Source organism: Gordonia pseudamarae (assembly GCF_025273675.1).
GTDB lineage: Bacteria > Actinomycetota > Actinomycetes > Mycobacteriales > Mycobacteriaceae > Gordonia > Gordonia pseudamarae.
The window spans coordinates 654730-681162 of sequence record NZ_CP045809.1; the positions used below are offsets into that span (position 1 = coordinate 654730).

The 26433-nt window shown below is 65.5% G+C and carries 23 protein-coding genes and 1 pseudogene; 11 read left to right on the top strand and 13 right to left on the bottom strand.

Features of this window, described 5'->3' with window-relative positions:
* Positions 1-173: 173 nt before the first annotated feature.
* Genes GII31_RS02810 through GII31_RS02825 form a run of 4 tightly spaced genes read left to right on the top strand, consistent with a single transcriptional unit; the run spans position 174 to position 4527 of the window.
* A complete protein-coding gene (locus GII31_RS02810) occupies positions 174-1364 on the top strand; it encodes an acyl-CoA dehydrogenase family protein (RefSeq protein ID WP_213246610.1) in 1191 nt (396 codons plus the stop codon).
* 2 nt (positions 1365-1366) lie between these two features.
* Positions 1367-2113: a 3-oxoacyl-ACP reductase FabG gene (gene fabG / locus GII31_RS02815; RefSeq protein WP_213246612.1), complete on the top strand. Its 747-nt coding sequence runs from the start codon at positions 1367-1369 to the stop codon at positions 2111-2113.
* A complete protein-coding gene (locus GII31_RS02820; RefSeq protein WP_213246614.1) occupies positions 2097-3332 on the top strand; it encodes an acetyl-CoA C-acetyltransferase in 1236 nt (411 codons plus the stop codon). The genes fabG and GII31_RS02820 overlap by 17 nt, the downstream gene beginning before the upstream one ends.
* A 1-nt stretch (position 3333) precedes the next feature.
* A complete protein-coding gene (locus GII31_RS02825) occupies positions 3334-4527 on the top strand; it encodes an acyl-CoA dehydrogenase family protein (protein ID WP_213246616.1) in 1194 nt (397 codons plus the stop codon).
* Positions 4528-4667: 140 nt separating this feature from the next.
* Here the strand turns inward: GII31_RS02825 and GII31_RS02830 are convergent, their stop codons facing one another.
* The 8 genes and pseudogenes from GII31_RS02830 to GII31_RS02865 form a co-directional block, all read right to left on the bottom strand.
* On the bottom strand, positions 4668-5822 hold the full coding sequence (locus GII31_RS02830) for an ecdysteroid 22-kinase family protein (protein WP_246222075.1): 1155 nt from the start codon (positions 5820-5822) through the stop codon (positions 4668-4670).
* A gap of 259 nt (positions 5823-6081) precedes the next feature.
* Positions 6082-6501, bottom strand: a pseudogene (locus GII31_RS02835) (hypothetical protein); the annotation flags it as partial.
* 40 nt (positions 6502-6541) lie between these two features.
* Positions 6542-7231 carry a hypothetical protein gene (locus tag GII31_RS02840; RefSeq protein ID WP_213249751.1) on the bottom strand — a complete coding sequence of 230 codons (690 nt, stop codon included), beginning with the start codon at positions 7229-7231 and terminating at the stop codon, positions 6542-6544.
* A 46-nt stretch (positions 7232-7277) separates the two neighbouring features.
* Positions 7278-7415 carry a hypothetical protein gene (locus GII31_RS02845; RefSeq protein WP_213250926.1) on the bottom strand — a complete coding sequence of 46 codons (138 nt, stop codon included), beginning with the start codon at positions 7413-7415 and terminating at the stop codon, positions 7278-7280.
* A 40-nt stretch (positions 7416-7455) separates the two neighbouring features.
* A complete protein-coding gene (locus tag GII31_RS02850) occupies positions 7456-8148 on the bottom strand; it encodes a hypothetical protein (RefSeq protein WP_213249753.1) in 693 nt (230 codons plus the stop codon).
* A gap of 103 nt (positions 8149-8251) precedes the next feature.
* Positions 8252-9043: a CbbQ/NirQ/NorQ/GpvN family protein gene (locus GII31_RS02855; RefSeq protein WP_213246620.1), complete on the bottom strand. Its 792-nt coding sequence runs from the start codon at positions 9041-9043 to the stop codon at positions 8252-8254.
* Entirely contained in the window at positions 9040-10587 is a 1548-nt protein-coding gene (locus tag GII31_RS02860) for a nitric oxide reductase activation protein NorD (RefSeq protein ID WP_246222242.1), read from the bottom strand. The genes GII31_RS02855 and GII31_RS02860 overlap by 4 nt, the downstream gene beginning before the upstream one ends.
* A 239-nt stretch (positions 10588-10826) precedes the next feature.
* Complete coding sequence (locus GII31_RS02865; protein ID WP_213246624.1) at positions 10827-11435, bottom strand: TetR/AcrR family transcriptional regulator; 609 nt, start codon at positions 11433-11435, stop codon at positions 10827-10829.
* A 205-nt stretch (positions 11436-11640) separates the two neighbouring features.
* Between GII31_RS02865 and GII31_RS02870 the strand changes: the two genes are divergently transcribed.
* A complete protein-coding gene (locus GII31_RS02870; protein WP_213246626.1) occupies positions 11641-12816 on the top strand; it encodes an ATP-binding protein in 1176 nt (391 codons plus the stop codon).
* A 124-nt stretch (positions 12817-12940) separates the two neighbouring features.
* On the top strand, positions 12941-15244 hold the full coding sequence (locus GII31_RS02875) for a hypothetical protein (RefSeq protein WP_260840274.1): 2304 nt from the start codon (positions 12941-12943) through the stop codon (positions 15242-15244).
* 97 nt (positions 15245-15341) lie between these two features.
* Here the strand turns inward: GII31_RS02875 and GII31_RS02880 are convergent, their stop codons facing one another.
* Genes GII31_RS02880 through GII31_RS02900 form a run of 5 tightly spaced genes read right to left on the bottom strand, consistent with a single transcriptional unit; the run spans position 15342 to position 21051 of the window.
* On the bottom strand, positions 15342-16949 hold the full coding sequence (locus tag GII31_RS02880) for a class I adenylate-forming enzyme family protein (protein WP_260840275.1): 1608 nt from the start codon (positions 16947-16949) through the stop codon (positions 15342-15344).
* Between the two features lie 41 nt (positions 16950-16990).
* Positions 16991-18547, bottom strand: coding sequence for a class I adenylate-forming enzyme family protein (locus GII31_RS02885; RefSeq protein ID WP_246222076.1), 1557 nt, complete (start codon positions 18545-18547; stop codon positions 16991-16993).
* A complete protein-coding gene (locus tag GII31_RS02890) occupies positions 18547-19371 on the bottom strand; it encodes an enoyl-CoA hydratase/isomerase family protein (protein ID WP_246222077.1) in 825 nt (274 codons plus the stop codon). Before GII31_RS02890 ends, GII31_RS02885 begins: the two co-directional genes overlap by 1 nt.
* The gene (locus tag GII31_RS02895) at positions 19356-20171 is read right to left on the bottom strand and encodes an enoyl-CoA hydratase/isomerase family protein (RefSeq protein ID WP_213246632.1); all 816 of its coding nucleotides are present in this window, start codon (positions 20169-20171) and stop codon (positions 19356-19358) included. Before GII31_RS02895 ends, GII31_RS02890 begins: the two co-directional genes overlap by 16 nt.
* Before the next feature lie 49 nt (positions 20172-20220).
* The gene (locus GII31_RS02900; RefSeq protein ID WP_213246634.1) at positions 20221-21051 is read right to left on the bottom strand and encodes an enoyl-CoA hydratase/isomerase family protein; all 831 of its coding nucleotides are present in this window, start codon (positions 21049-21051) and stop codon (positions 20221-20223) included.
* A 193-nt stretch (positions 21052-21244) separates the two neighbouring features.
* Here GII31_RS02900 and GII31_RS02905 point away from each other — a divergent pair, with 193 nt between their 5' ends.
* The 5 genes from GII31_RS02905 to GII31_RS02925 all read left to right on the top strand — a co-directional run bounded on the left by GII31_RS02905 (position 21245) and on the right by GII31_RS02925 (position 26332).
* A complete protein-coding gene (locus GII31_RS02905) occupies positions 21245-22006 on the top strand; it encodes a hotdog family protein (RefSeq protein WP_246222078.1) in 762 nt (253 codons plus the stop codon).
* Positions 22003-23169 carry a CaiB/BaiF CoA transferase family protein gene (locus GII31_RS02910; protein ID WP_213246636.1) on the top strand — a complete coding sequence of 389 codons (1167 nt, stop codon included), beginning with the start codon at positions 22003-22005 and terminating at the stop codon, positions 23167-23169. The genes GII31_RS02905 and GII31_RS02910 overlap by 4 nt, the downstream gene beginning before the upstream one ends.
* 35 nt (positions 23170-23204) lie before the next feature.
* Positions 23205-24113 (top strand): enoyl-CoA hydratase/isomerase family protein, encoded by a 909-nt coding sequence (locus GII31_RS02915; RefSeq protein ID WP_213246638.1) that lies wholly within the window; start codon positions 23205-23207, stop codon positions 24111-24113.
* Between the two features lie 107 nt (positions 24114-24220).
* Positions 24221-25399, top strand: a complete 1179-nt coding sequence (locus tag GII31_RS02920) for a thiolase family protein (protein ID WP_213246640.1) — start codon at positions 24221-24223, stop codon at positions 25397-25399.
* Positions 25400-25570: 171 nt separating this feature from the next.
* On the top strand, positions 25571-26332 hold the full coding sequence (locus GII31_RS02925) for a crotonase/enoyl-CoA hydratase family protein (RefSeq protein WP_213246642.1): 762 nt from the start codon (positions 25571-25573) through the stop codon (positions 26330-26332).
* Positions 26333-26433 lie beyond the last annotated feature (101 nt).

Sequence of the window (26433 nt, forward strand, 5' to 3'; positions counted from 1 at the left end):
CCGGGTTGACTCGGTGCCGCCGACCACTGTAGTAAGTCTAACTGTAATACGTACCATATCGGCTACCGAACCGGCGGGAAAGGTGTTCCCACGGTCCCCCGGGGGGCGTAGGTACCGTGAGCTGCGTTGGTCCCGTCGGTGCATGTCGTGCCGACGCCAGAAAGGAGCCCGCTGTGGCCGTCGACGCCGACGATTTTGCCGAGATCCTCGCCCAGGTCAAACAGTTTGTCCGCTCAGTGGTGATACCGCGCGAGGACGAGATCCTGGCCACCGACCGCATCCCCGACGAGATTCGTGAGCAGGCCAAGGAGATGGGCCTGTTCGGATACGCGATCCCCGAGGAATGGGGCGGCATCGGTCTGGATCTGGCCCAGGACGTCGAACTGGCCATGGAGATGGGCTACACGACGCTGTCATTGCGGTCGATGTTCGGCACCAACAACGGCATCGCCGGGCAGGTGCTGGTCAACTTCGGCACCGACGAGCAGAAGAAGCGCTGGCTCGAACCCATCGCCTCCGGCGAGGTGGTCGCCTCGTTCGCATTGACCGAACCGGGCGCCGGTTCCAACCCGTCGGGACTGCGCACCAAGGCCGTCCGCGACGGGGCGGGCGCAGCGACGGGGGACGGTGCGGACTGGGTCATCAACGGTGAGAAGTGCTTCATCACCAACGCGCCGAGCGCGGACCTGTTCGTGACGTTCGCCCGCACCCGTCCCGCCGACGCCGACGGCCCCGGGATCGCGGTGTTCCTCGTGCCCGCCGACACCCCCGGTGTCGAGGTCGGCCCGAAGGACGCCAAGATGGGTCAGGAGGGCGCCTGGACCGCCGGCGTCAGCTTCACCGACGTGCGCGTCCCGGCATCGGCACTGGTCGGCGGCGCCGAGGACGTGGGCTACCGTGCGGCGATGATCTCGCTCGCCAGGGGCCGCGTCCATATCGCCGCGCTCGCCGTGGGCACCGCCCAGCGCGCCCTCGACGAGTCGGTGGCCTACGCCGCCACCGCCACCCAGGGCGGCACCCCGATCGGCGACTTCCAACTCGTGCAGGCGATGCTCGCCGACCAGCAGACCGGTGTCCTCGCCGGTCGCGCGCTGGTGCGTGACTGCGCCCGCAAATGGGTCACCGAGGAGGATCGTCGCCTCGCACCGTCGGCGGCCAAGCTGTACTGCACCGAGATGGTCGGCAAGGTGGCCGACCTGGCCGTGCAGATCCACGGCGGCACCGGCTACATGCGCGGCGTGCCCGTGGAACGGATCTACCGGGATGTCCGCCTGCTGCGCCTGTACGAGGGCACCAGCGAGATCCAGCGCGTCATTCTCGGTTCGGGACTTGTCAAGGCAGAACGTCGGAAGCAGAAGGGCTAAAAATGTCAGGAAATGTGCTGGCGGGTAAGACCGCCGTGATCACCGGTGGCGCACAGGGACTCGGTTTCGCCATCGCCGAACGCTTCGTCGCCGAAGGAGCCCGGGTGGTGCTCGGGGATCTGAACCTCGACGCCACGAAGGAGGCCGTCGAGAAGCTCGGCGGCGCCGATGTCGCCGCCGCGGTGAAATGTGACGTGGTCAGTGGAGACGATGTGGATGCGTTGCTCGCGACCGCGCAGAACACTTTCGGCGGCCTCGACATCATGATCAACAACGCCGGCATCACCCGCGACGCCACCATGCGCACGATGACCGAGGAACAGTTCGACCAGGTGATCTCGGTACACCTCAAAGGCACCTGGCAGGGCCTGCGCAAGGCCTCGGCCATCATGCGCGAACAGAAGAGCGGCGCGATCGTCAACATCTCGTCGATCTCCGGCAAGGTGGGCATGGTCGGTCAGACCAACTACTCCGCCGCCAAGGCCGGCATCGTCGGAATGACCAAGGCCTCGGCCAAGGAGATGGCCCACCACGGGGTGCGCGTCAATGCCATTCAGCCCGGCCTGATCCGCTCGGCGATGACCGAGGCTCTGCCCGAACGCATCTGGAACGAGAAGGTCTCGCAGATCCCGCTCGGCCGGGTCGGTGAGCCGAGGGAGATCGCGAGTGTCGCGCTGTTCCTGGCAGGTCCGGATTCCTCGTACATGACCGGCACGGTGTTGGAGGTGACCGGTGGCCGGTTCATGTGACGGTCTTCGTACCGCCGTCATCTGCGAGCCGGTACGCAGTCCGATCGGGCGCTACGGGGGAATGTTCAAGTCTCTCACCGCCGTCGAGCTCGGCGTGACGGTCCTGCAGGGACTGATCGCGCGCACCGGCATCGCGCCCGACGCCATCGAGGACGTGATTCTCGGACACTGTTATCCCAGCAGTGAGGCGCCGGCCATCGGCCGCGTCGTCGCGCTCGACGCGGGGCTACCGATCACGGTACCGGGCATGCAAATAGACCGGCGTTGCGGATCCGGTTTGCAGGCCGTCATCCAGGCGTCGATGCAGGTGGCAACCGGCCAGAATGATCTGGTGATCGCCGGCGGCGCCGAATCGATGAGCAATGTTGTGTTCATCTCCAGCGACATGCGCTGGGGAGGAGCCCGTTCCGGAGTACAGGTACACGACGGCCTGGCACGCGGACGGGTCACCGCGGGTGGCAAGAACTATCCGGTGCCCGGCGGCATGATCGAGACGGCCGAGAATCTGCGCCGCGAGTACGGGATCTCCCGGCAGGAGCAGGACGAGCTGGCCGTGCTGTCGCATCAGCGCGCCGCCGGGGCGCAGGCCGACGGCCTCCTGGTCGACGAGATCATCCCCGTGACCGTCACCGGGCGCAAGGGTTCGCAGCAGATTTCGGTGGACGAACATCCGCGTGCAGATACGACCGTCGAATCGCTGGCGCAGCTGCGTCCGATCCTCGGCAGGCAAGACCCCGACGCCACCGTGACCGCGGGCAACGCCAGCGGCCAGAACGATGCCGCGTCGATGTGCATCGTCACCACCCCGGAGAAGGCGGCCGAACTCGGTCTGCGGCCGTTGATCACGCTCAAGTCGTGGGGCGTGGCCGGTGTGGAGCCCAAGGTGATGGGGATCGGTCCAGTGCCCGCGACGGCCGCCGCGCTCGGCCGGGCCGGCTTGGAATTGTCCGACATCGACCTGATCGAATTGAACGAGGCCTTTGCCGCACAGGCCATCGCGTGCATGCGGGAATGGAAGTTCGGCGAGAAGGACCTCGACCGCACGAATGTATTCGGCTCCGGCATCTCACTCGGGCATCCGGTGGGCGCGACCGGCGGCCGGATGCTGGCCACCCTGGCCCGGCAGATGCATCGCCGTGGCGCCCGCTACGGACTGGAAACCATGTGCATCGGCGGCGGGCAGGGCCTGGCCGCGATCTTCGAACGAGTGGGAGACTGACATGACAACGCTCGCACAGACACTCGGGCTGACCGACGTTCAGCAGGAGATCGTCAGCAACGTCCGGCGATTCGTCGACAAAGAGGTCATCCCCGTTGCCTCGCAACTGGAGAAGACCGACAGCTATCCCACCGAGATCGTCGACGCGATGGCCGAGATGGGTCTGTTCGGTCTGATGATCCCCGAGGAGTACGGCGGCATCGGTGAGTCGCTGCTCACCTACGCGCTGTGCGTGGAGGAACTGGCGCGCGGCTGGATGAGCGTTTCCGGTGTGATCAACACCCACTTCATCGTCGCCTACATGATCCGTCAGCACGGTACGGACGAGCAGAAGCGGAACTACCTGCCGCGGATGGCGACCGGCGAGCTGCGCGGCGCTTTCTCCATGTCCGAGCCCGAACTGGGCTCCGACGTCGCGGCGATCCGCACCAGGGCCCGGCTCGGTGACGACGGCGACTACCGTATCGATGGTCAGAAGATGTGGCTGACCAACGGCGGAAGTTCGTCGTTGGTGGCGGTACTGGTCCGCACCGACGACACCGCAGAGAAGAAACACCGCGGCCTGACCACCTTCCTGATCGAGAAGACGCCCGGATTCGGCGAGGTCGCGCCGGGACTCACCATTCCCGGCAAGATCGACAAGCTGGGGTACAAGGGCATCGATACCACCGAGCTGGTGTTCGACGGTTTCACCACACCCACCGACACCATCCTCGGCGGCGAACCCGGCAAGGGCTTCTTCCACATGATGGACGGTGTGGAGGTGGGCCGGGTCAATGTGTCCGCCCGCGCTTGCGGTGTGGGTCAGCGGGCCTTCGAGCTCGCGATCCGGTACGCACAGCAGCGCAGCACCTTCGGTAAGCCGATCGCCGAGCATCAGGCGATCGCCTTCCAGCTCGCCGAGATGGCCACGAAAGTCGAAGCGGCGCACCTGATGATGGTGAACGCCGCTCGGCTCAAGGACTCCGGCGAACGCAATGATGTGGCCGCCGGAATGGCCAAGTACCTGGCCAGCGAATTGTGCGCCGAGGTCACCCAGCAGAGCTTCCGCATCCACGGTGGCTACGGTTACTCCAAGGAATACGAGATCGAACGCCTCATGCGTGATGCTCCGTTCCTGCTGATCGGTGAGGGCACCAGCGAGATCCAGAAGCAGATCATCTCGAAGAGACTGCTCTCGGAATACCAGCTGTAGAACCATTTTCCGCTGGTTCAGGTGCGAAGAGCCGCCAGCCGATGAGTCTCGAAACCCGGTGAGACGGCAATGTCATCTCACCGGGTTTCGAGGCTCATCACCTGCGCTCCTCACACCTCAACCGACGAAAGGGTGCGTCCTCAACCGGAGATGAGCGATCGCAGGACGGTGAAACTGTCGTGGGCGGCGACGGCGGCGACACTGCGTTCCACGCCGACCCGGGAGATCTCGAACGACTGCATACGATCACCGGCCTCGGCGGTGCACACGGCAGCCAGCCACGGTTCGGTGCACGCGGCCCGATACAGGGTCCACATGTGCTCGTCGTCGGCGCCCACGCCGTGTTCGGCCAATCCGGCCACGTAGCGCCGCACCAGGTCCCGTTCGATACCGCGCGCCTCCTCGGGCGCGACGGAGGCGGTGACGAAGTAGGCGATGTCGCGGATTCCGGGGCCACCCATTGCGACCTGCCAGTCCAGGAAGCCGGGACGGCCGTCCTCGAAGAACAGGTTGCCCAGGTGGGTGTCACCGTGGATCAGGGTGCGCGGCTGCGACTCCCAGAACGCATCGATGTCTGCGCTGCGCTCGAAGAAGATGTGGCAGGCGCGCTTTTGGTCGTCGGGAATGAGGTCGGCGGTGTGCCCGGTGATGCTGCCGATGAATCGGCGGCGGATCATGTCACCGAGGCGGATCTCGGCAGGCGAGCGACGGGCCAGATCGCGCAGGTCGCCGTCGAATCTGTTGGAGTTCCAGAAGCGGGCGTGCAGTCCGGCCAGCGCGTCGACGACGGCGTCGGCCTCCGTGCTCGTGACCGAATCGACAACGGTGCGGAATTCCGCTGTGTCGGAGAGATCTTCGAGAATGAGAATGCTGCGCCGGCGCAGTCGGTCCTCGCGGGCCAGGTAGCAGCGGGGGGTGCGTACCGGCGGCTGGTCGCCGAACGCCCGGTAGGCGAGGACCTCCTTGGTCCCGAGCCGGAAAACATGCATCAGCACGTGTTGGAGATAGTTGCGGGGCGGGAACTTCACGAACAGTGAATCAGGCAGTCGGCCGTCGGATGTCACCGATATCCGGGCACGGTTCGCGGTGCCGGAGTGGGCGTCGGCGACGGACACCGAGCTGATGGCCGAGCGGGGAAGGTCGAGCTCATCGGCGAGCCATGCGGCCGTGACCTGGTCCTCGTGAAGCGGAACCTCGGTGCCGAACGGTATCGCCCGGTCCGCGGCGGCGCGGAAGGCCTCGCCGGCGACGAGACCGATGCTCTGTGCGGTCACCAGAAACGGCGGTACTGCCACGGTGTTCTCCTGTTCCATGATCCGGCCTGCACTGCCGGGTGGGCAGTGCAGGCCGGGGATAGTCACTCAGCTGTATGCGCTACGTACGGCCGCGGGTCGGCTACGGAGTAGCCGGCTGCGGAGTGGTCGGCTGCGGAGTGGTCGGCTGCGGGGCCGGAGTCGTCGGCTGTGCCTCGGGCTCGTTCCCGGTGCCGGGCGTGTTCGCCGCCTCCGGTTCGGTGCCGTCGGGTGAGGCGTCGGCCTGCTTCTTGGCCTGCGCCTGAGATTTCTCGCGGGCCTCGCGTTCCTCCTTGTTGCGCACCAGTTCCCGGAAGCCGATGCGGTCGAGGTTGGACTTGGGCTGCACACCCCATTCGGTCTTGGCGGTGTCGCGTCCGGTGCCCTCACCCGGGCCGCCGAACGGCGGGCCGCCGATCGGGTGCGGGTACTCACATTCGGCGGTCTCGTCGCTCCAGCGCACCTTCATGAACTCGTCGCAGATCTCGGTGAGCGATAACGTCGGTGCGCCGTACCAGACGGCGAGCACGGGAACGGTGAACGCGCCCTCGATCACCAGACCGAATAGACAGATGATGATGAAGCGCTTGAGCCACTTGTGCATCCGGGCGAATGCGGGTGTGGTCCCCTGGGGGAGTTCTTTGTCGGCCTCTGCATCGGCCGTGGGGGTGTTCTTGCTCATGATGGTTCCTTGCAGGATTCTTCTCGCGTGGGCGGGGATATCAGTCGGCGAATATTTCGCGGTTGACCGTATGGAGGTACGGAATTGCCAGGAACGGCGTTATGTAGAAGATGTCGAACGCCCACCAGCCGACGACCGGCAGGATGGTGCCTTCGAAGCGGATGTCGGCGTACATGGTCATGTTGACGATATATCCGACCCAGATGACCACACCCATCCAGCAGGTGACGATCAGCCATTGATGGCCCCAGCGCTTCATCTGCAGGAAGGCGATGGCGGCGGCGATCCGCATGGGGAATACCACAAATATGCAGGCGATCTCCCAGCCCTTTTCGCCGGGTGCCGAGGAGCCGCCGATGAACAGAGAATTGTATTCCCAGAAGTATCCGTTGTCGGCGAAGTTTCCCCAGGCGGTGAAGAATACCCGATTGAGAATGGAATGGTTCGCCAGTACGTCGAGTACCCAGCCGAGGCTGTTGATGAATGCGTCGAGGATGACAAGATAGCCGATGAGGGTGACCATCATCGGGCGTACTGACAGGCCGTCCCGCATGGCCTTGCGCTGCAGGTACAGGCCGCGAAGGAAGATCGGCAGGCCGATGAAACCGAACACGAGAGTGCCCATGAAACCCGTGCCGGTGATCAGCCACTTGTCGGCCTGCCGCTGGGCGATCTTGCTGTCCTCTTCGTGCTGATCGTAGGACAGTCCACCCGAGGTGGGGCTCGTCATGCCGATACGGCCGGCATCGCCTCCGCTACGTGTGAAGGACATGGCGTCAGTTCCACCAGCCGCGCTGGAATGACCAGACCAATTGCAGGATGAACATCGACAGCAGGAAGCCGTAGATAGTGATCTGGAAGACGATCAGTGCCCGGCGACGGTCACGATCTTGTTTGTTCAGTGGTGCGTTCACGGGAGAACTCCTAAAGGAATGAGAAGGAGGGTGGGACAGGTCAATCGGAGAATATCTCGCGATTGACCGTGTGTAAGAACGGCAGCGCCAGGAATGGGGTGATGAACATGATGTCGTAGGCCCACCAACCGATCACCGGAAAGATAGTGCCCTCGAAGCGCAGGTCCGCGTACATCGTCATGTTGGCGATGTAGCCGACCCACAGCACCACACCGAACCAGCAGGTGACGGTGAGCCACATGTGTCCCCAGCGTTTCATCTGCAGGAAGGCGATAGCGGCGGCCACTCGCATCGGGAACACCACGAAGATGCCGACCGCCTCCCAGCCCTTCTCACCCGGTGCCGATGCGCCGCCGATGTACAGCTCGTTGTACTGCCAGAAGTAGGCGCCGTTGTCGGCGTAGTTACCCCAGGCGGTGAAGAACACCCGGTTGAGCAGCGAGTGGTTGCCGAGGAAGTCGAGCGCCCAGCCGACGGTGTTGAGGAAGCCGTCGAGGATCACCAGATATCCGATGAGGGTCACCAGCAACGGTCGGACAGTGAGTCCTTCCTGCTGCGCCTTGCGGGACAGGTACATCCCGTAGAGGAACAGTGGCAGCCCGATCAGGCCCAGGAGGTAGGTGCCCATGAACGCGGTGCCCGCGATCATCCAGAGGTCGGACTTACGTTGCGCCTTACGGCTTTCCTCTTCGTGCTCGTCGTAGGTGAGTCCCGTTTTGCGCGGGTTTTTCATCACCGAGGACGCGGCAGGCTTCTCGTCCTTCTTGCGGGAGATCTGAAAACTCATGTCACTGACCGCCCCTCTGCCCGGCCGGCTTCCTCGCCGGTTGAGGTGATCATGCGGGGGTTCCCGACAGGTGCGCGGTGGCGATCTCGTACAGGCCCTCGTGGATGGCGCCGTCGCTGCTGAGCGGGGCGAGAATGCAGGCCTGGGCGGCGGTCATCTCGTCGGCTCCGGCGGCGACGAACCGGGCCGCGGCCACCAGGGTGCGCGTTGAGGGCGGCTCGAAGTGGAAGGCGTCATCTGCCTGGCGAATACTCAGCGCGCAGTTCACCAGTCGTTGTGCCACGTCGGTTCGGACGCCGGATTCGGCCACCACCACCTCCACCTCGCGGTCGGGGGGAAGGTAGGTCATCGGGACGGTGACGAAGCGTTGCCGGAACGACGGTTTGAGGTCCTTCAGGGAGCTCCGGTAGGCGGGGTTGTAGGATGAGACGAGCATGAATCCTTCAGGAGCGTGCAGGGTTTCGTTTGCCCGGTCCAGGTACAGCGTGCGGCGATGGTCGGTCAGCGAATGCAGGATCGCCAGCGAATCGTGCCGGGCCTCCACCACCTCGTCGAGGTAGCAGATGGCGCCGGTCTTGACGGCTGTGGTGAGCGGGCCGTCCACCCACACCACGTCGCCGCCGGTCACCATGAACCGGCCGACGAGGTCGGCACTGGTGAGGTCGTCGTGGCAGCTGATGGTGATCACCTCACGGCCCAGCAGATGCCCCATGTGCTCGACGAATCGGGTCTTGCCGCAACCGGTGGGGCCGGTGAGCATCACCGGCATGTGCTGGGCGTAGGCCCATTCGAACAGCTGCACCTCGGCGCCGTTGGAAAAGTACAGGTCGTTGCTTGTCATTCGGAAACCAACTCTCGGTGGATATGAGCCAAGATCTCGGGTAAGTCGTCGACGTGGCCGATTCGTCGGGATTTCTTGTCGCCGAATACTTCCGGCAGGGGATCTACTCGGACGGGGCCGACGCCGATGTAGAAGACGGAGATGGCGGCCTCCTCGGCCTCCTCCAGTGCGTGCGCGACGTCGGCCCAGGCGTAACGACCCTCGTAGCCCTCATCGGAGATGAGTCCGTCGCCGATGATGATCAGCAGACGGCGTTCCGACGGCTGGTCGAGCAGTCGTTTGGTGAGGTGCCGGATCGGTGCGCCGAGGCGGGTGTAGCCGCCGGCCCGCAGCCCCTGGGCACTCGGATCGACGAAATTCCGGTCGTCGAAGTCCTTGAGGCAGTTGACCTCCACCCGGTGCCGGGTGTTGCCGGAGAACACGAAGATACCGTGTCGCTCCTTGGACAGCGTCATCGCCCGGGACAGGGCGTCGGCACAGGACAACTCGATGTGGAAGGCCTTGCCGCCGTTGGAGCTCAGCGACGAGGAGCCGTCGAGCAGCAGCGCGGTGCTGACGTCGCGTGAACTGGGCATCAGTTCCCGGAAGATCTTCGGCTCGCCGGCCTCGCCCGTGATGGTGTCGATGTAGTGCGAGACGTATCGGTCGACGTCGACATCGGATCCGTCGTCGAGGCCGTTGCGGATGGCCCGGTGGGTGTGTTCGGCGAACCATTTGCGGATGTCGGGCGACACCGACGCCACCGGAGAGTTGCGGGTCTGGTGCTTACGTTCGAGCACCGCGACATGGTTGGGCAGGAACGCCTGGTTCCACATGTTCCATTCGGGGTAGGGCACCCCGACGCGCTGATCCGGGTTGATCTCCACCTCGTCGTTCTCGGGTTTCGACGGCGGCGGGAGATTGGAATTGCGCACGCCGCCGTCGCCGCCGACGGGAATCGACATGAGCCGCTTTGCGTCGGTGCGCGCCGACGTCCACGGCATCCGCCCGTACCCGCGCTTGAACTTCGCTGCCAGCGAATCGTTCTCGGGCGGCCGGACGGTGATCCGGCCCAGGATTTCCGGTGTCTCCAGCGGCTCCTTGCCCCGGGCCAGTTCGAGCGCGCGATCGACGATCGCCTCGCCGTCCATGTCGGGGTCGAGGTACTCGATTCCCGGTGCCAGGCGGTTGAGTTCGGTGGTCAGTCCGGGAAACTCGCGGGCCACCCACCCGGCGGCCACCCCGCCCTCCACCACCGCGAGTGCGGCGAGCTGGCGCGGGGTGAGTTCGTACAGCCGGAAGTAGGCGATCCGGTTTTTCGACGGCGAGCACTGCAACGCCACCCCGCAGGTGAGGGTGGTGCGGGTCCAGCTCTCGGCGAGCGCCGGGTAGGGCACGTTGACGACGGTGTGCGAGGCGTTGAGCCCGAACGTGCGACGCGGTCCCGTCATCAGCCGGACGCCGTCGATCACCTGGGCGGAGAACGCCACCGCGGTGACCGAACAGCTACGTTCGATGGTCATCGCGTCGGAGCTCAGTGCTGCCGGCTCGGGGGCGTCCGTCATGGTGGTCTCGGTGTCGGGGGGTGATCCGGTGTCCGTCTCGGTCAGTGTCGGGGCACTCATCGCGTCAGAACGTTCCGATGTTCTTCATGATCCAGTACCAGAACCAGATCACCAGGCCCATCACGCCCCAGGCGAAGCCGAGTCGAACGATTTCTTGCCACATAGATTGTCTCCGTATCGGTTTCGGAACTGACTTGGTCGAGCTGTCGGGATCCCGGGCGAGCTGCCGGGATCCGGGGCTAGCGGGCCTGCAGGCTGCGCAGCGTGTACGTCAGGTAGCTGTCGGCGGATTCGGTGCGCAGCTGATCGGCGTCGATGGTGACCGCGAGCAGTCCGTACACGCCGAGCAGGAAGAACACCGCGCTGTGATAGGGATCGACGACGATCTCGGCCTCGCCCCGGCGTTGCGCGGACTCGATGAGTTCCACGACCAGCGTGATCACCTTGTGCTCGCGCCACTGCTCACTCACCGGACGGTTGGGTGAGAAGCGCAGCGCCACCAGGTCTTTGAACAGGTGCTTGCCCAGGCGGATCTCGATGTCGGCGATGAGTTCGATGGTCTTGGCCAGTGCCTCGGCCAGCCCGGGGCCGGTGGCGAGGTAGTCGCCGAGCTCGGCGGCGATGAGGTCTTCCTGCCGCGCCTCGATGTCCACCAGGGCGTGTTCCTTGGTGGGGAAGTGGAAGTAGAAGGTGCCCCGGGCGACGCCCACCTCGCCGACGATGGCGTTGAGGTCGGCGCCGGCGATGCCCTTGCGCCCGTACTCCGCGGTCGCGGCGTCGAGCAGCCGCTGGCGTGTTTCGAGGCGCTGTGCCTCACGCCCGGTGGGCGCGCCCTTGGTTGTGCTCATCTTGTGTCCCTCGCAATGTAACCGGCATCACTACTGCCGAGATACTGACAGATGTCACTGACGACTGTCAATAGAGCGGGGGCTGTTACTGCCGTTGTCGGCCTGGGTATCCCGCTGCCACCGTCGTTGCCTGTCGGCATCTCGTCACGGGCGGCCGGTCAAGACCAGGCGTGCAAATCTAAAAACTCATGTTAGATTTGCACGCATGATCGCTCGCGTGGTTGCTGCGGAGCTGCAACGACGTCTGTCTGCAACGTCCGCTGTGGTGCTGCTCGGACCACGGCAGATCGGTAAGACGACGCTGGCCCGGGGTCTGGCTGAGGGCTGGCCGTCCGGCGCAACCTACCTCGATCTTGAGCGACCGGCAGATGTGCGTCGACTCTCGGATGCCGATGCCTACCTGCGCGGCCAGTCCCCGCGGCTGGTAGTGCTCGATGAGGTGCAGCGGCTCCCCGCGATTACGGAAACTCTTCGCGGAGTCATCGACGACAACAGGCGAGCAGGCTTTCGTAACGGCCAGTTCCTCTTGCTGGGTTCGGCGTCCTTGGATCTGATGAAACTGTCCTCGGAGAGCCTGGCCGGCCGAATCTCGTTTCTGGAGCTGTCCGGTGTCAACATCGACGAGGCCATATCTGCGGGCATCGACGGCGATGATCGCTGGGTGCGAGGAGGTTTCCCGGACGCTCTCCTGGCGTCGGACGAGGACTCCTTGCGCTGGCGACAGGACCTGATCCGGTCGTATCTGGAACGTGATATCCCGATGTTCGCTCCGCGTATCCCTGCGGAGACGCTGCGTCGGCTGTGGACTATGCTCGCCCATTCCTCCGGTGGCCAGTTGAATGCGTCGAAACTGGCGGCGGGGTTGGGCGTGACCGGTCCGACCGTCACCCGGTACATAGATCTGCTCGTCGACCTCGCGCTCGTGCGATCACTCCGTGCCTGGCATGCGAACGTCGGAAAACGCGTCACCAAGGCGCCGAAGGTTCATGTACGTGACTCCGGTTTGCTCCATGCGCTCCTCGACATCGACTCCCTCAATACGCTTCTCGGGCATCCGGCAGCCGGAGCGAGCTACGAGAGCTTCGCGGTCGAGTGCATCATCGACGCTGTCGGCGATCGATGGCAGCCCTATCACTACCGGACCGCGCGCGGTGACGAACTCGATCTGGTCCTGGTTCGCGGCGGGCGCCCGCAGATCGCTGTCGAGGTGAAACGCTCCACAGCGCCCCATGTTTCGGCGGGGTTCCACCGTGCGGCAGATGACCTCGCGATTGATGAACGTTATGTCGTCTATCCCGGCGACGACACGTACCCGATGAGCGGTTGCACGGTCATCGGGCTCGAGCTGTTGGTCCCCGCTCTGCGGCAGTGGCAGCGATGACCTAGCGGAAGCGGAGGATAGCCCACCTCGTCGGTTGTTCCTCTGTTGTACCAGAGTGCTTGACGTTCCGTCGGCGAGCGTGCACTATTGGCTGGGTACAACGCTGGAACAACCAGGAGGCCCCATGAAATTCTACAAGTCAAGCAAGAGTCGCAGCCAGGGTCGGGGGTCGTGGTCGGTGATCTTCCGTCACCCGGCCCGAATTGACGTGAGTACAGGGAAGGCCGGGCGACGTGTCCGCCGTGGGCTTGGAACGAGCAACGACGTCGATGCAGACCGGATGGTGGATCAGCTGAACCAAATCCTGAGTACGCCCGAATTGTGGGAGGCCACTGCCCGAACCACCGCGCTCGGGCGGTTTGACGAGCGAGTGGTCGAAATCTTCTATGACGGTCTTGAGTCGACTGAGGTCGACTTCGCGAAGCTCCGGGATCAGGTGCTTCCATTGCCGGGTGAATCGGATGGCTACCGCACGGTTCTGCTCCTGGGCACGACCGGCGCAGGTAAGACAACGGTGGTGCGTCAGATTCTGGGCACGGACCCGGACGCCGAGCGCTTCCCGTCGACGTCGACGGCGAAGACGACGGTTGCCGATACGGAACTGATTACGACCGACGCTGAGGAGTATCGGGCGGTGGTCACCTTTGTGCCGCGAGACGAGGTGGTCGATTATCTCGTCGAGAACGTGTCCGCCGCCGCTCGCGCCGCGTATCGCGGAGAACCTGATGAAAAGATCCGGCGGTATCTGCTGGACCATGTCAATCAGCGGTATCGGTTCAGCTATGTACTGGGGCGCGGTGCTTCGCCAGTCGAGGATCTCGACCTAGCTGATGTTGATGACGATGACGATGACGATGACATCGATGACATCAACCCGGCTGAGTACGGCGCCGTGGATCTGGCGGTCACAAACGATGTCGTGGCGGAAGCTGTAGCGGCCGTCAAGGCTGTTGTTGCACGGTACGTAGGTGAGGCTGAGAAGCTGCTCGATGTCTCAGGTGGTCTGCAGGTTCTGGCGGATTCCGTTGAAGAGGAAAGTCAGGACGATGAACGAGTGGCGGCAGAGCTCATTGAGGAGGAGTTGGATAGAGAGTTGCGTCAGTCCGATGAGTTTCACACAATCGTTGACTTGCTCGTCGATGAGATTGAGAAGCGATTCGCCGCATTGGACGTCGGCAACTTGCAGCGAAGCCGTCAGGGGTGGCCGTCAACGTGGTCGTGGGAGTCCACCGATCGTGGTTCGTTCATCAAGGCGGTAACGAGGTTCTCCAGTAACTATGCGCCCCTGTTTGGGCGACTGCTGACTCCACTCGTGAACGGGATTCGAGTGGAAGGGCCATTCCGGCCGAGCTGGTCATCGGACCCGGTAAGGCTAGTCCTCGTCGATGGCGAAGGTTTGGGTCACACCCCGAAGTCGGTTGCAACCCTTTCTACACACGTGGCAACCCAGTTGCAGGCGGTTGACGCGGTACTACTCGTTGACAATGCCGCGCAACCGATGCAGGCCGCTTCTGTCGCGGCCTTGAAAGGTATCGCGGTTTCGGGGAATGCCAGCAAACTGCACACGATATTCACCCACTTCGATCAGGTCAAGGGTGACAACCTACCGACGTTCAGCGAGCGTGAGCAACATGTGATGGCCTCGGTCGAGAATGTGTTGAGTTCTATTGGCGACGAGTTAGGTCCACCTGCCGAACGTATTCTTCGCCGGAGACTCAACGAGGCCCGATACTTTGTCGGAGGGATACACGAGCAGCTCCGTGTAGGAAAGAAGGCCAGCCGACGATCTATTGAGCAGATAAATGAACTGCTCAAGGTGCTGGAACGTCCGGCAGGTTCAACAGAAAGTGGACCGAGCCGCCCGGTGTTCGAGTCGGCTGATCTTCCGCTCGCCGTCACAGCCGCAGCGCGGAGTTTCCACAGCCGATGGCGTGGCCTTCTGGGTCTCGAGTACAATTCCGAGGCTCCGAAGGAGCACTGGACCCGTGTGAAAGCGCTGAGTCGGCGACTGGCTGAAGGATGGGACGATGAGTACGACAATCTCAAACCCGTCGCGGAACTGAGATATCAACTCGAGGCGCAGATCTACCTACTGCTGCAGCGGCCTAAACGCTGGTCAAACGGCGAACCTGAAGAGGAAGAGAAGCAAGTCACGCTGGAAATTCTGTCCAGTGCGGTAACCATTCACCTCGTTGAACTGACGCAGCGGCGCCTGCGTGATGAGGTACGAGCCGGATGGCAGCAGGCATATTTGCAGAGCGGTTCTGGATCGACATTCGCACGGGCCAGGATTATTGAGCGTGACGTCTTTGACCGGGGCGCACCGATCCCGTCGGTCAGTGTTTCGCCTGATCAGAATCGTTTCCTTCGCGACGTCGTCGACATAGTAGTGACCGTGGTCAAGGAGTTCGGTGGTGGTTTCGAGTGAACTCGGAAACGACAGCTGTCTGATCTGAGTTTGCTGGTAGTCCCGGATTCCGGGACTACCAGCAAACTCAGACCTTTTCGGCGGGCCGGTGATACTCCTACTCGGCGGCGATGAGGAGGTCGCGGAGGTCGTTGGCGAGCACCTTGCCGGTGCCGCCGCGGGGGATCTCGTCGGCGGAGGACACGACCAGCCACACCGACGGGACCTTGAAGGAACTGAGCAGGTTCTTGGCGCTCGACCGCAGTGACTCGGGGGTGACGCCGCTCGTCGATACCACGGCGGCACCGACGCGGGGGCCGTTGGGGCCGGGCACGCTGGTCACGAAGGCGGCGTCGACACCGTCGATGGCGCGCAGCGCGGCCTGCACCTCGCTGGGGTATACGGTGGCGCCGCTGACCTTGAACATGTCGTCGGAACGGCCCAGGTAGAACAGGAAACCGTCGTCGTCGAACTGGCCGAGGTCGCCAGTGGGATAGAAGCCGTCGGCGGTGAACACGTCCTCACGGGTGCGGCCACAGATCCCTTGCAGGATGCGCCTGCCGCGCAACTGGATCTCACCCGGCTCGCCCGGTCCGAGTGGCGTCCCGGTGACCTTGTCGGCGATCCGCACCTCGATCCCGGGGAACGGTTTTCCGCAGCTGCCCCGCGCCGACTCGGGCATGTTGAGATCGGCGCGATAGCCGCAGTACGGGCCGAAGGACTCGGTCATACCGAAGATATTGGCGCGGGTGCCCGGGGCCGGACGCAGTTCCGGCGGCAACAGCGCGGGCAGGCTGCCATCGGCGATCGACGACAGGTCCGCCCCCGTTTCGGCGGCGAGCGCGGCCACCGACACCGCCTGGTCGGGCCACCCGCGGAACAATGTAATCCGTTCGGAGACAATCAGGTTCAGTGTCGACTCGGCGGTCGGCATCTCCTCGGTGACCAGCGTGGCCCCGGCCGACAGTGCCGACAGTATACCGGCGCCGAATCCGCCGACCCAGAAGAACGGCATCGGCAGATACAGTCGGCTGTCCGGGCCCACCCGGCGCGCCTCCTGGCCGGACTGCACCGCGAACAGGGCGCTCTCGTGGGAGTGGTTGACGCCCTTGGGGGTGCCGCTGCTGCCGGAGGTGAAGATGGTGACCAGGTGGTCGGCGGGGGTCACCGCCGCACCCAGTGCATCGACGACCGGGGCGAGCCGAGTGGCGGGGGATTCCCCGGCCTCGGTGGCCACGGGATGCGCCGCGGCGAACAGTTCGTCGGGGGTCCACGCCGAGCGCAGTGCCGGCAGCTCGGGTTCCAGAAGCCGCTCGCCGCCCGTCGGAAGCGATTCCCGGTCCAGCCATTCGGCCAGCGCGTCGAGGTACCGGTGACCGCGGAACTCCTCGACCGTGATCAGCACCTCTACGCGGGCGGTGGCCAGCTGGGCGTGTAACTCACGTGCCTTGAGCAGGGTGCTCAGCGGTACCAGCACCGCGCCGATCCGGGTCAGTGCCAGCGAGAGCTGCACCCAGCGAGCCGAATTGGGCATCAGGAGAGAGACCCGGGTACCGATCCCGATTCCCGCGTCCACCAGTACCGCGGCCAACTCGAGTGTGCTGGTGTCGAGCCTGCGGTAGGTGAGCCGCTCACCCGGATCGATGACGGCCTCCTTGCCCGAAAACTGTTTGGCCGCATCACGGATCAGCGCGTCGACGGTCAGCTTTCGCGCGGTTCTCCTCACTGCTCGCGGTGCGGTCGATGCACGAGGCGCTGTCGGGGCATTCATCGCGCCGCTCCTGCGAGTTGATCGCGGACCGCCCGTAGATCGGCCTTTCCGGAGGGGGTACGCGGGATGGTGTCGACGATGACCAGTTCGGTGGGCACCTCGTACCGGGCCAGTCTGCCACCGAGATGGGCGAGGATCTCCTCGCTGGTGGCGGTGGCGCCGGGCCGCAGTTCGACGACGGCGGCCGGCGTTTCACCCAGTCGTTCGTCAGGGCGCCCCACCACCGAAGCGCCGGCGACGGCCGGATGCGATTCGATGGCGTCGCGCACGACGTCGGGGATCACCTTGAAGCCGCCGCGGATGATGGCCTGATCGGCGCGTCCCAGAATCCATAGAAAGCCGTCGGCGTCGAGCTTTCCGAGGTCGGTGGTGCGAATCCAGTCCACGTCCGGGCCGAGCTGGCCCGGTTTGACCTCCAGCAGGCCCGATTCGCCGGGTCTCAGGACAGTGCCGTTCTCGTCGACCACCCGCAACTGCGCACCCCCGGAGGCCCGGCCGACGCTGCCGCGCTTGTCGGCCCAGTACCTCTTGTGGTCGGCCAACGACCAACCCGCCACACCGCCACCGAATTCGGTTGCGGCATAGGAGGTGAGCACGGGAATGCCGAACTTGTCGGTGAACGCCTCCGAATCCTCCACCGACAGGGGGGCGGTTCCGCTGGTCACCACCTTGACGCTCGCCAGATCGTCGCGGGTGAGATCGGAATGCAGCACCATCCGCACCGCCGTCGGCACCAGCGACACGGCCTTCGGCCGGTGGGTGCGCACCGCGCGCGCCCACTCGTCGAGGTCGAACCGGCCGAGCAGGGCGAACGGTCGGGCCGCCACGATGCACTGCAGGATGCGGTAGATGCCGCCGATGTGCACCAGCGGTGCGTTGACGATCGCCGCGCCGCTGCTGAGCTTGGTGGGTGTGTCGATCCGCTTGCCGGGCTCACCCAGCACGCTGTGCGCCAGCATGTCGTAGCCGAGTTCGACCCGCTTGGGGGGGCCGGTGGTACCGCTGGTCAGCATGTGTACCGCCACCGGCGACGGCGCGTCCTCGGAAGTCGGCTTTGCCGAGGGCTTCTCGGTCGCCTCGGCGATCACCTCCGGCTCGGCCGGGATGGCGTCGAGCCGCACCACCGACGTCGACGCCGACCCGGCGACCAGCTTGTTCAGATCCGGCCCGGTGCCGATGACCACCGGAAGCGCCAGTGCGGCGATGTCGTCGCGGGTCCGTTCGTCGCCGCGGGACGGATTGATCACCACCACGGTGCCACCGGCCAGCAGCACGCCGAGGAAAGCGGCCACATGTTCGGGGGTGTTGCGCAACAGGATTCCGGCACGCGGGGTGGGCTCGGGGTTGAGTCGGCCGACCAGGTCGGCGACTGATCGCGCCAGGGTGCCGAGCTGACCCCAGCTGGTCCAGGATCCGCCGAAGTCGATGGCACCGGCGTCGGGGTCGATCGCCAGGACCGACGCGATGTGGGCGGAGAGCGGGTGGCCCGGGCGAGCGGAGCGAGGGGGGATGTGGTCTGGGCGAGCGGAGCGACGGGGGACGTGGGGGTTCATCAGCGGATCCTCGGTGGGGTTTTGGCCTGCGAGCCCAGCTCCTGCTGGTTCGCGAGCTCTTGCTTCGCAATCGGATTGCCCAGACGGGTGTAGATCAGCCCCTGATCCATCGCCGCCCGGTACGGCTTGTCCAGCGACTCCCAGATTGCCTTCACGGTGCCCTGGGTGGCGGTGGGAGGCTTGTTCGCGATGGTCGCGGCGATCTCGTGGGCACGTGACCACAGGTCCTCGCGGGTGGTGACCTCAGTGACCAGGCTGATCCGCAGCGCGGTCTCGGCACTGACCCGTTCGTCGTTGCCCAGCAACGCGATCCGTAGGCTCTCGGCCAGGCCCACCTTGCGCATCAGGCCCACCGGTTCGAGGGCGCACACCAATCCGGCGGTCACGTGCGAGTCGAAGAAGGTGGCTTCCTGTGAGCAGATCACCACGTCGGCCTCGTTGATGAAGTACAGCGCGCCGGCGGTGCACATGCCCTGTACCGCGACCACGACCGGCTTCCACATCTTTTGCCATTTGGGGCTGAGCAACTCACCCGGATCCTCGTGGTTCCAGACGATCTCGGGCTGCCCGTACGACGACCGGACATCGAGTCCGGCGGAGAAGGCGCGGTCACCGGCGGCGCGCAGCACCACCGCGTGCACCCGGTCGTCCTCCTTGATCAGCGCCCACGCATCGCGCATCTCGTGGCACATCAACCGGTTGAAGGTGTTGAGCGCGTCGGGCCGGTTGAGGGTGATGGTGGCCACGTGCGCCTCGACGTCGACCTCGTAGAGGATCGTCTCGAACGACCCGGTCGCGCCGGCCGTCGTCATCGTGCCTGCCATGTCGGTGTGCGCTTCTCCACGAAGGCGCGTGGGCCTTCGAGGGCGTCCTCGGTGCGGGTGACGCGCTCGCGGAAGGACTCGGCCAGCAACTCGGCCTCGTGCATCGGCAGCCCGAGCGTCTTGTGAATGGCCAGCCGGGTACCTCGGACGGCAAGCGGTGCATTGGAGTTGACGATGTCGGCGATCTCCTTGGCGCGGGTGAGCAGATCGTCGTGCGGCACCACCTCGGTGACCAGACCCAGCTCGTAGGCGCGCGCGGCACCCATCCGCTCATGTTTGCCCATGATCGCCATCCGCAGCGCCACCGATCGCGGCAGCACCTTGGCCAGCCGCACCACCTCACGCCCGGCGACCAGGCCGATGCTCACGTGCGGGTCGAAGAACGTGGCCTTGTCCGAGCAGATGACGATGTCGCCGGTGGTGATCCAGTCCAGACCGGCACCGCAGCAGATTCCGTTGATGGCGGCGATGATCGGCTTGGCCATGGTCCGGAACGGCGGCGTGCCCTCCTGCGGGGCCTCCCACTGTTCGTACGTCGACAGGTAGGGGCGTTCGTTGACGACCTTGCCGTCGCCGGGGATCTCTTTGACATCGGCGCCGGTACAGAAGGCACGGCCATTGGCGGTGACGATGATCGTCCACACCGCATCGTCGTTCTCGGCGGCGTCGTAGGCGCGGCGCAACTCGGTGATCATGAATGGGCTCAACGCGTTCAGTGCTTCGGGGCGGTTCAGTGTGATGATCGCGGTGTGGCCTTCGACCTCGTAGACGATGGTGTCGAATGTCAAATCTGTGGACATCTGGGCTCTTTCGGTGAGATGGGGGACGAGGTACGAGAGGTCGGGGCTGTTATCTGCCGGTGAAGTCCGGATCGCGGCGTTCCCGGAACGCGGCCAGGCCTTCTTTGAAGTCTGTTGTACGGGTGGATAGTTCGAGTGCGTACAGCTCGTTGTTCATGGCGGTGGGCAGATTCTGGTGCAGATTCTCGTGCAACGAGTACTTGGCCAGCCCGAAGGCCACGGTGGGTCCGGCGGCGACGCGCTCGAGGAGCCTGTCGCTCACCGCGTCCAGCTCCGACTCGGTCGCCGCCGCGTGGATGAGGCCCCAGTCGGCGGCCTGGGTGCCGCTGACCTTGTCGCCGAGCAGCAGCATCTGCTTGGCCCGGGTCAGTCCGACCAGGCGTGGCAGCAGCCAGGTGGAGCCGGTGTCGGGGGTGAAGCCGCGGCTCATGAACGGTTCCCAGAACATGGCGTCGTCGGCGGCGACGGTGAAATCGGCCGCCAGTGCCAGGTTGCAGCCCAGGCCCGCAGCCCAGCCGCGGACGGTGGCCACCACCGGCAACTGGATCGTGGTGACGAGCTCGATGATGCGATGCTGGGCGTGCGGTACCCGGCGTATCTGTTTGCCGGTGCGCGGCCGCTCCCCGCTCGCGGCGTTACCCGACACCAGATCGGCGCCGGCGCAGAAGTGGCCGCCCGCACCGGTGATGTGCACCGCACGCAGCCCGTCGTCGGAGGCCGCTGCCGTCAGCGCCTCGACGACCGCCGACACCATGTCGTGGTTGAGCGAGTTGCGGGCTTTGGGCCGGTTGAATTCGATACGCAGGATCGCACCCTCGCGGGATATCTCGATGTCGCCGCGGGCTGTCGCGGCATCACTGGTGGCTGGCTCCTCGGACACCCGGAAACTCCTGCCCTTCTGCCGGGTCACTCGAGAACCGGCGACGTCGTGGATCAAACAATGGCGCAGACGATACTGTTAGCGCTACGGTAGGCACTACTGTTAAGACTTGTCCAAGTTTGCAACTAATCGTGGCCGGTGGGAACAGACCGGCGGAAACGAGAACACATGGCACGCGCACGGGAGGTCACACATGGACTCGCCGACAGCTGAGCGGCAGGCCGGCGTGGCCGCGGCCGGTGAACACATCGGGCCTGCCACGTCCGGCCCGGGAATGGCCTTCGGCGAGACGCCGCTGCCGCAGACCGTGGCCGCGGCCGCGGCGATCCGCAGACTCACCGGTATCCTGCTCGCGCTCGAACAGGCAGACCCCGCCGTCGACGGCCTCATCGAGCAGATGGAGGCGGTCAGCGATCGGCTCACGGCCGCGCTGCCCGCCGACCCCCGTCCGCGGATCGGGGACGAGCAATCGGCCGACCGGCGTGTCTACCTCGACCATTCCACCGACATCGGCGCTTACAACCCGGCCTTCCCCGAGTTCGCGTTCACCGGTTCGCGGCCGGACCGGGCGACGGGCACGGTGACCTTCCCGCTGAACTTCGAGGGCCCGCCCGGACTGGTGCACGGCGGCTTTCTCGGTGTCTTCTTCGACGCCGTCATGCAGCAGCACAACTGCCGGGAGGGGCTGGCCGGCAAGACCCGGTCGCTGAACGTCCGCTACCGCAGGCCCACGCCGTTGCTGCGGGAACTCGACTTCGACATCGTCCGCACCGAACACGAGCGCGGGCTGCTGTCCACCGGACGCCTGCTCCAGGACGGTGAGGTGTTGGTGATCGCCGAGATGGATGCGGTGGCGATGAACCCGGATAGTCTCATCACCCGCACCTACGGACGCCGCCGCCCCGCCCCGGCAGCTCACGGTGGGGTCGGCACGGGTGTGGCGGCGGCCCGATGAGCGGGGGCGTGCGGCCGCTGGAGGGCGTCACCGTGGTTGCGATGGAACAGGCCGTCGCCGGCCCGTTCGCCACCCGGCACCTGGCCGACCAGGGCGCACGGGTCATCAAGATCGAGCGTGTCGACGGCGGTGACTTCGCCCGCGGATTCGACACCCTCGCAAGCGGTATCGGCGCCCACTTCGCCTGGCTCAACCGGTCCAAGGAATCACTCGCCCTGGACGTCAAGACCGAACACGGCCGGGACGTGCTGGCCGCGCTGCTGGCCGGGGCCGACGTGTTTTTGCACAACCTGGCCCCCGGCGCCCCCGCAGCCCTGGGTCTCGACGGGGCCACCCTCGCCGAGAAGTACCCGCGGCTGATCGTCTGCGAGATCTCCGGATACGGCAACGGCGGCCCCGACGACAGCCGCCGGGCCTACGATCTGCTGATCCAGTCGGAGGCGGCCGTCGTCTCGGTCACCGGCACCGTCGACGAGCCCATCAAACCGGGAATCGCGGTGGCTGACATCGCCGCCGGTGTGTATGCGTACACCTCGGTGCTCAACGCGTTGCTGGCGCGGGCCAGGACCGGGCACGGCTGCGTCATCGAGGTGAGCATGCTCGACGCCGTCGCCGAGTGGATGGGCTATGCGGTGACCGTCGCCCGGCACGGGCACACCCCCAACATGGTCGTCGGGATGAGTCATCCGGCGATCGCGCCGTACGACGCCTACCCGCTCGGTGACGGTTCCAAGCTCGCGCTGAGCGTGCAGAACGACCGCGAGTGGGTGCGCCTGGCCACCGTCGTGCTCGGTGACAAGGAGCTGGCAGGCGACGAGCGGTACGCCAAGAACGAGTCACGGGTGGCCAACCGGCCCGAGGTCGACGCGCTGATCGTGCAGCGGTTCGCGACGCTCGACTTCGCGGGCGCGACGGCACTGCTCGATGAGGCCGGAATCGGCTGGGCCAAGATCAATTCCGCCGCCGACCTGGTCGAGCACCGGCAACTGGCCGCGCGGAAGCGTTGGCAGAGTGTCGATTCGCCGGTCGGTGAGATGCCCACGCTGCTGCCGCCGGGGGTGAGTTCGGCGTGGGACATCGCGCTCGGGCCGATCCCGGCACTCGGCGCCGACAACGACCGCATTCTCGCCGAACTGGGCTTCGCGCCGGCCCCGGCGAACTGACGACTTTCCACATCTCTTGCTATGGAGGAACACTGATGACTGAAACCGGAAGTAGTGACGGCCGGGTGCTGTTCGACGTGGACCGCGACACCCGTGTCGCGACCATCACGCTCAACAACCCTGCCCAGCGCAACTCCTACGACAAACCGATGCGTGACGATCTTGCCCGCTTCCTCGACGACGTGGTCGACGACGACGACGTCACCGTGGTGCTGCTGCGCGGCGAGGGCGGGGTGTTCTCCACCGGCGCCAACATGAACAACGCCTACGGTTGGTACGGGGACAAGAAGGATGGCGAGGCCGCGGCCACCACGGTTGACCGCAAGGCCCGGCCGAGCCAGCGGCGGCGGCTGATCGTCGACCGCAAGACGTTCGAGTTCTACCACAACTTCATGGGCTTCCCGAAGGTCACGGTCGGTGAGATCAACGGCTTTGCGCTCGGCGGCGGCTTTGAGATGGCGCTGATGTGCGACATCTCGGTGATCGCCCGCGACACCAAGCTCGGTATGCCCGCCACCCGGTTCCTCGGCCCCGCCCTGGGCAGCCTGCACATGTTCTTCCACCGGCTCGGTCCGGTGCAGGCCCGCAAGCTGCTGCTGACCGGTGACATCGTGGAGGCCTCCACGCTGGAGCATCTCGGCATCTTCACCGAGACCTGTGACTCCGGCGTGGTCACCGCCCGCGCCCGCTACTGGGCCGAGAAGGTGGGCCGGATGCCCGCCGACGGTGTCACCATCGCCAAAGAGGCATTCCGCATGGTCGAGCAGAATCAGGCCTACCAGGGCGAGGAGGTGGCCAGCTACATGTTCCATGCCTACGCCACCAACTTGCAGTTCTCGCCCGGGGAGTTCAACTTCGTCAAGACCCGTGCCCAACACGGCACCAAGGAGGCGTTCCGGCTGCGTGACGAGCATTTCCACGTCGACGAGCCCGAATGGCGCTGACCGCCACATCGCCCCGGCTGGACAGCGGTCTGGTCTAACTACGCCGAGTAACCTACTGTTGCAATTACAGTAGATGCCACTCGCACATCATATTGAGGAAGCAACATATGCCGACACCAGTCATCGTCAGTGCCGTGCGCACCGCCATCGGGCGTTCGTTCAAGGGTTCGCTCGTCAACACCCCCAGCGAAAAGCTCGCCACCTGGATCCTCGAAGCCGCCGTGCAGCGCTCCGGCCTCGCGCCGGAGAAGTTCGACGACGTCATCTTCGCCGAACTCAACTACGGCGGCGGTGACCTCGCCCGGCACGCGGCCGTCGCCGCCGGCTACGAGCACCTGCCCGGACAGGCCGTCAACCGGCACTGCGCCGGCAGCCTCACCGCCATCGGCAACGCCTCCGCACAGATCGTCTCCGGCATGGAGAAGGCTATCGTCGCCGGTGGTGTGCAGTCGCTGTCCACCGCGCCGCTGATGAAGTGGCGGGTGCCCAAGGCCGGCGAGTTCGAGTTCATCGAACCGTGGATGCCGCCGAGCCACCCCGAGACCCCCGACGCACCCGCGATCGACATGGCCATCACCGTCGGCTGGAACACCGCGCAGAGGGCAGGCATCACCCGCGCGGAGATGGACGCCTGGGCCGTCCGCTCGCATGAGCGCGCCATCGCCGCCATCGACGAGGGACGCTTCGTCGAGGAGATCCTGCCGATCAAGGTCGAGCTGGCCGACGGCTCGGTCATCGAGTTCGCCGTCGACGAGTTCCCCCGCCGCGGTACCACCGTCGAGGCGCTGGCCGGACTCAAGGTGCTGCATCCGGAGATTGAGGGATTCTCCATCACCGCGGGCAACAGCTCCGGCATCAACGACGCGGCCGCCGCGGTCGCGATCGTCGGCGACGACCTCGCCGCGGCCGAGGGACTGACCAGCCTGGCGACCGTCAAGGCGTGGGGCACCTCGGCGGTCGCACCGCGCGACACCGGCTTCGGTGCGGTCGCCGTGATTGGCAAGATCCTCGACCGCGCGGGCCTGAAGGCGTCGGACGTGGCGCTGTGGGAGATCAACGAGGCCTTCGCCTCGGTCCCGATCGCCGCAGTCCGCGAATACGGCATCGACGAAGAACTGGTGAACATCTCCGGTAGCGGATGCAGCCTGGGCCACCCGATCTCGGCATCGGGCGCCCGCCAGGTCACCACCCTCATCAACGATCTCAAGCGACGTGGCGGCGGCATCGGAGTGTCGGCCATGTGCGCGGGCGGCGGCCAGGGCGGCGCCGTGGTCATCGAGGTCTGAATGTGATGGTCGGGTCCCGGTCGGCCCCAAGTCCCGGCCTTACTCTCTCGCTCGGGAGGGGCGAGCGCAGCGACGGGGAATGAGTCGCAAGCTCCCCACTCGCTCGGTCGTCCAGACCGGGACGGGCCGACCGAACCAACCTTTTTCAGCCTGGCAGAGAAAGCGGTAAGAATGTCTGACGCAGTACTCGTCGAGCGTCGCGGTCGCGCGCTCATCATCACCATCAACCGCCCTGAGGCCCGCAATGCGATGAACCTCGCCGTCGCGCAGGGCGTCGCCGACGCCGTCGACGAACTGGACAACAGCCCGGAACTGTCGGTGGCAGTGATCACCGGCGCCGGTGGAAACTTCAGCGCCGGAATGGATCTCAAGGCCTTCGCCAAGGGCGAGTTCCCGTACGTCCCTGGCCGCGGTATGGGCTTCACCGAGAAGCCGCCGGTCAAGCCGATCATCGCCGCCATCGAGGGCAATGCCCTGGCCGGCGGTACCGAACTGGCCCTGGCGTGCGACCTGATCGTGGCCGCCAAGAACGCCCGCTTCGGGTTGCCCGAGGTCAAACGCGGTCTGGTCGCCGGTGCCGGCGGTCTCATCCGGCTGCCCGGCCGGGTGCCGCTGCAGAAGGCTCTCGAATGGACCCTCACCGGTGACCTGTTCACGGCGGAGGAGGCCGAACGGTACGGCCTGATCAACATCCTGACCGAGGAAGGCGGGGCGCTCGACGCCGCGATCGCCCTGGCGGACAAGATTACCGAGGGCGGGCCGCTGGCCGTGGCCAAGACCAAGGAGATCATCGTCAACGCCCCGGACTGGCCGTCGTCGGAACGATTCCAGAAGCAGATGGAATCGATCGCCCCGGTCTTCGCGTCCAAGGACGCCGCCGAGGGTGCGGCCGCCTTCGCGGAGAAGCGCAAGCCCAACTGGACCGGTGAGTGAGAACGAGCCTACGACCCGGCGTGTGCGGCTGCTAAGCCGGACCAGTGCCGCCACATCGTTCGGAGATCGGCCGGGTGCCCCCGCTGGTTGAGGTGCGAGCT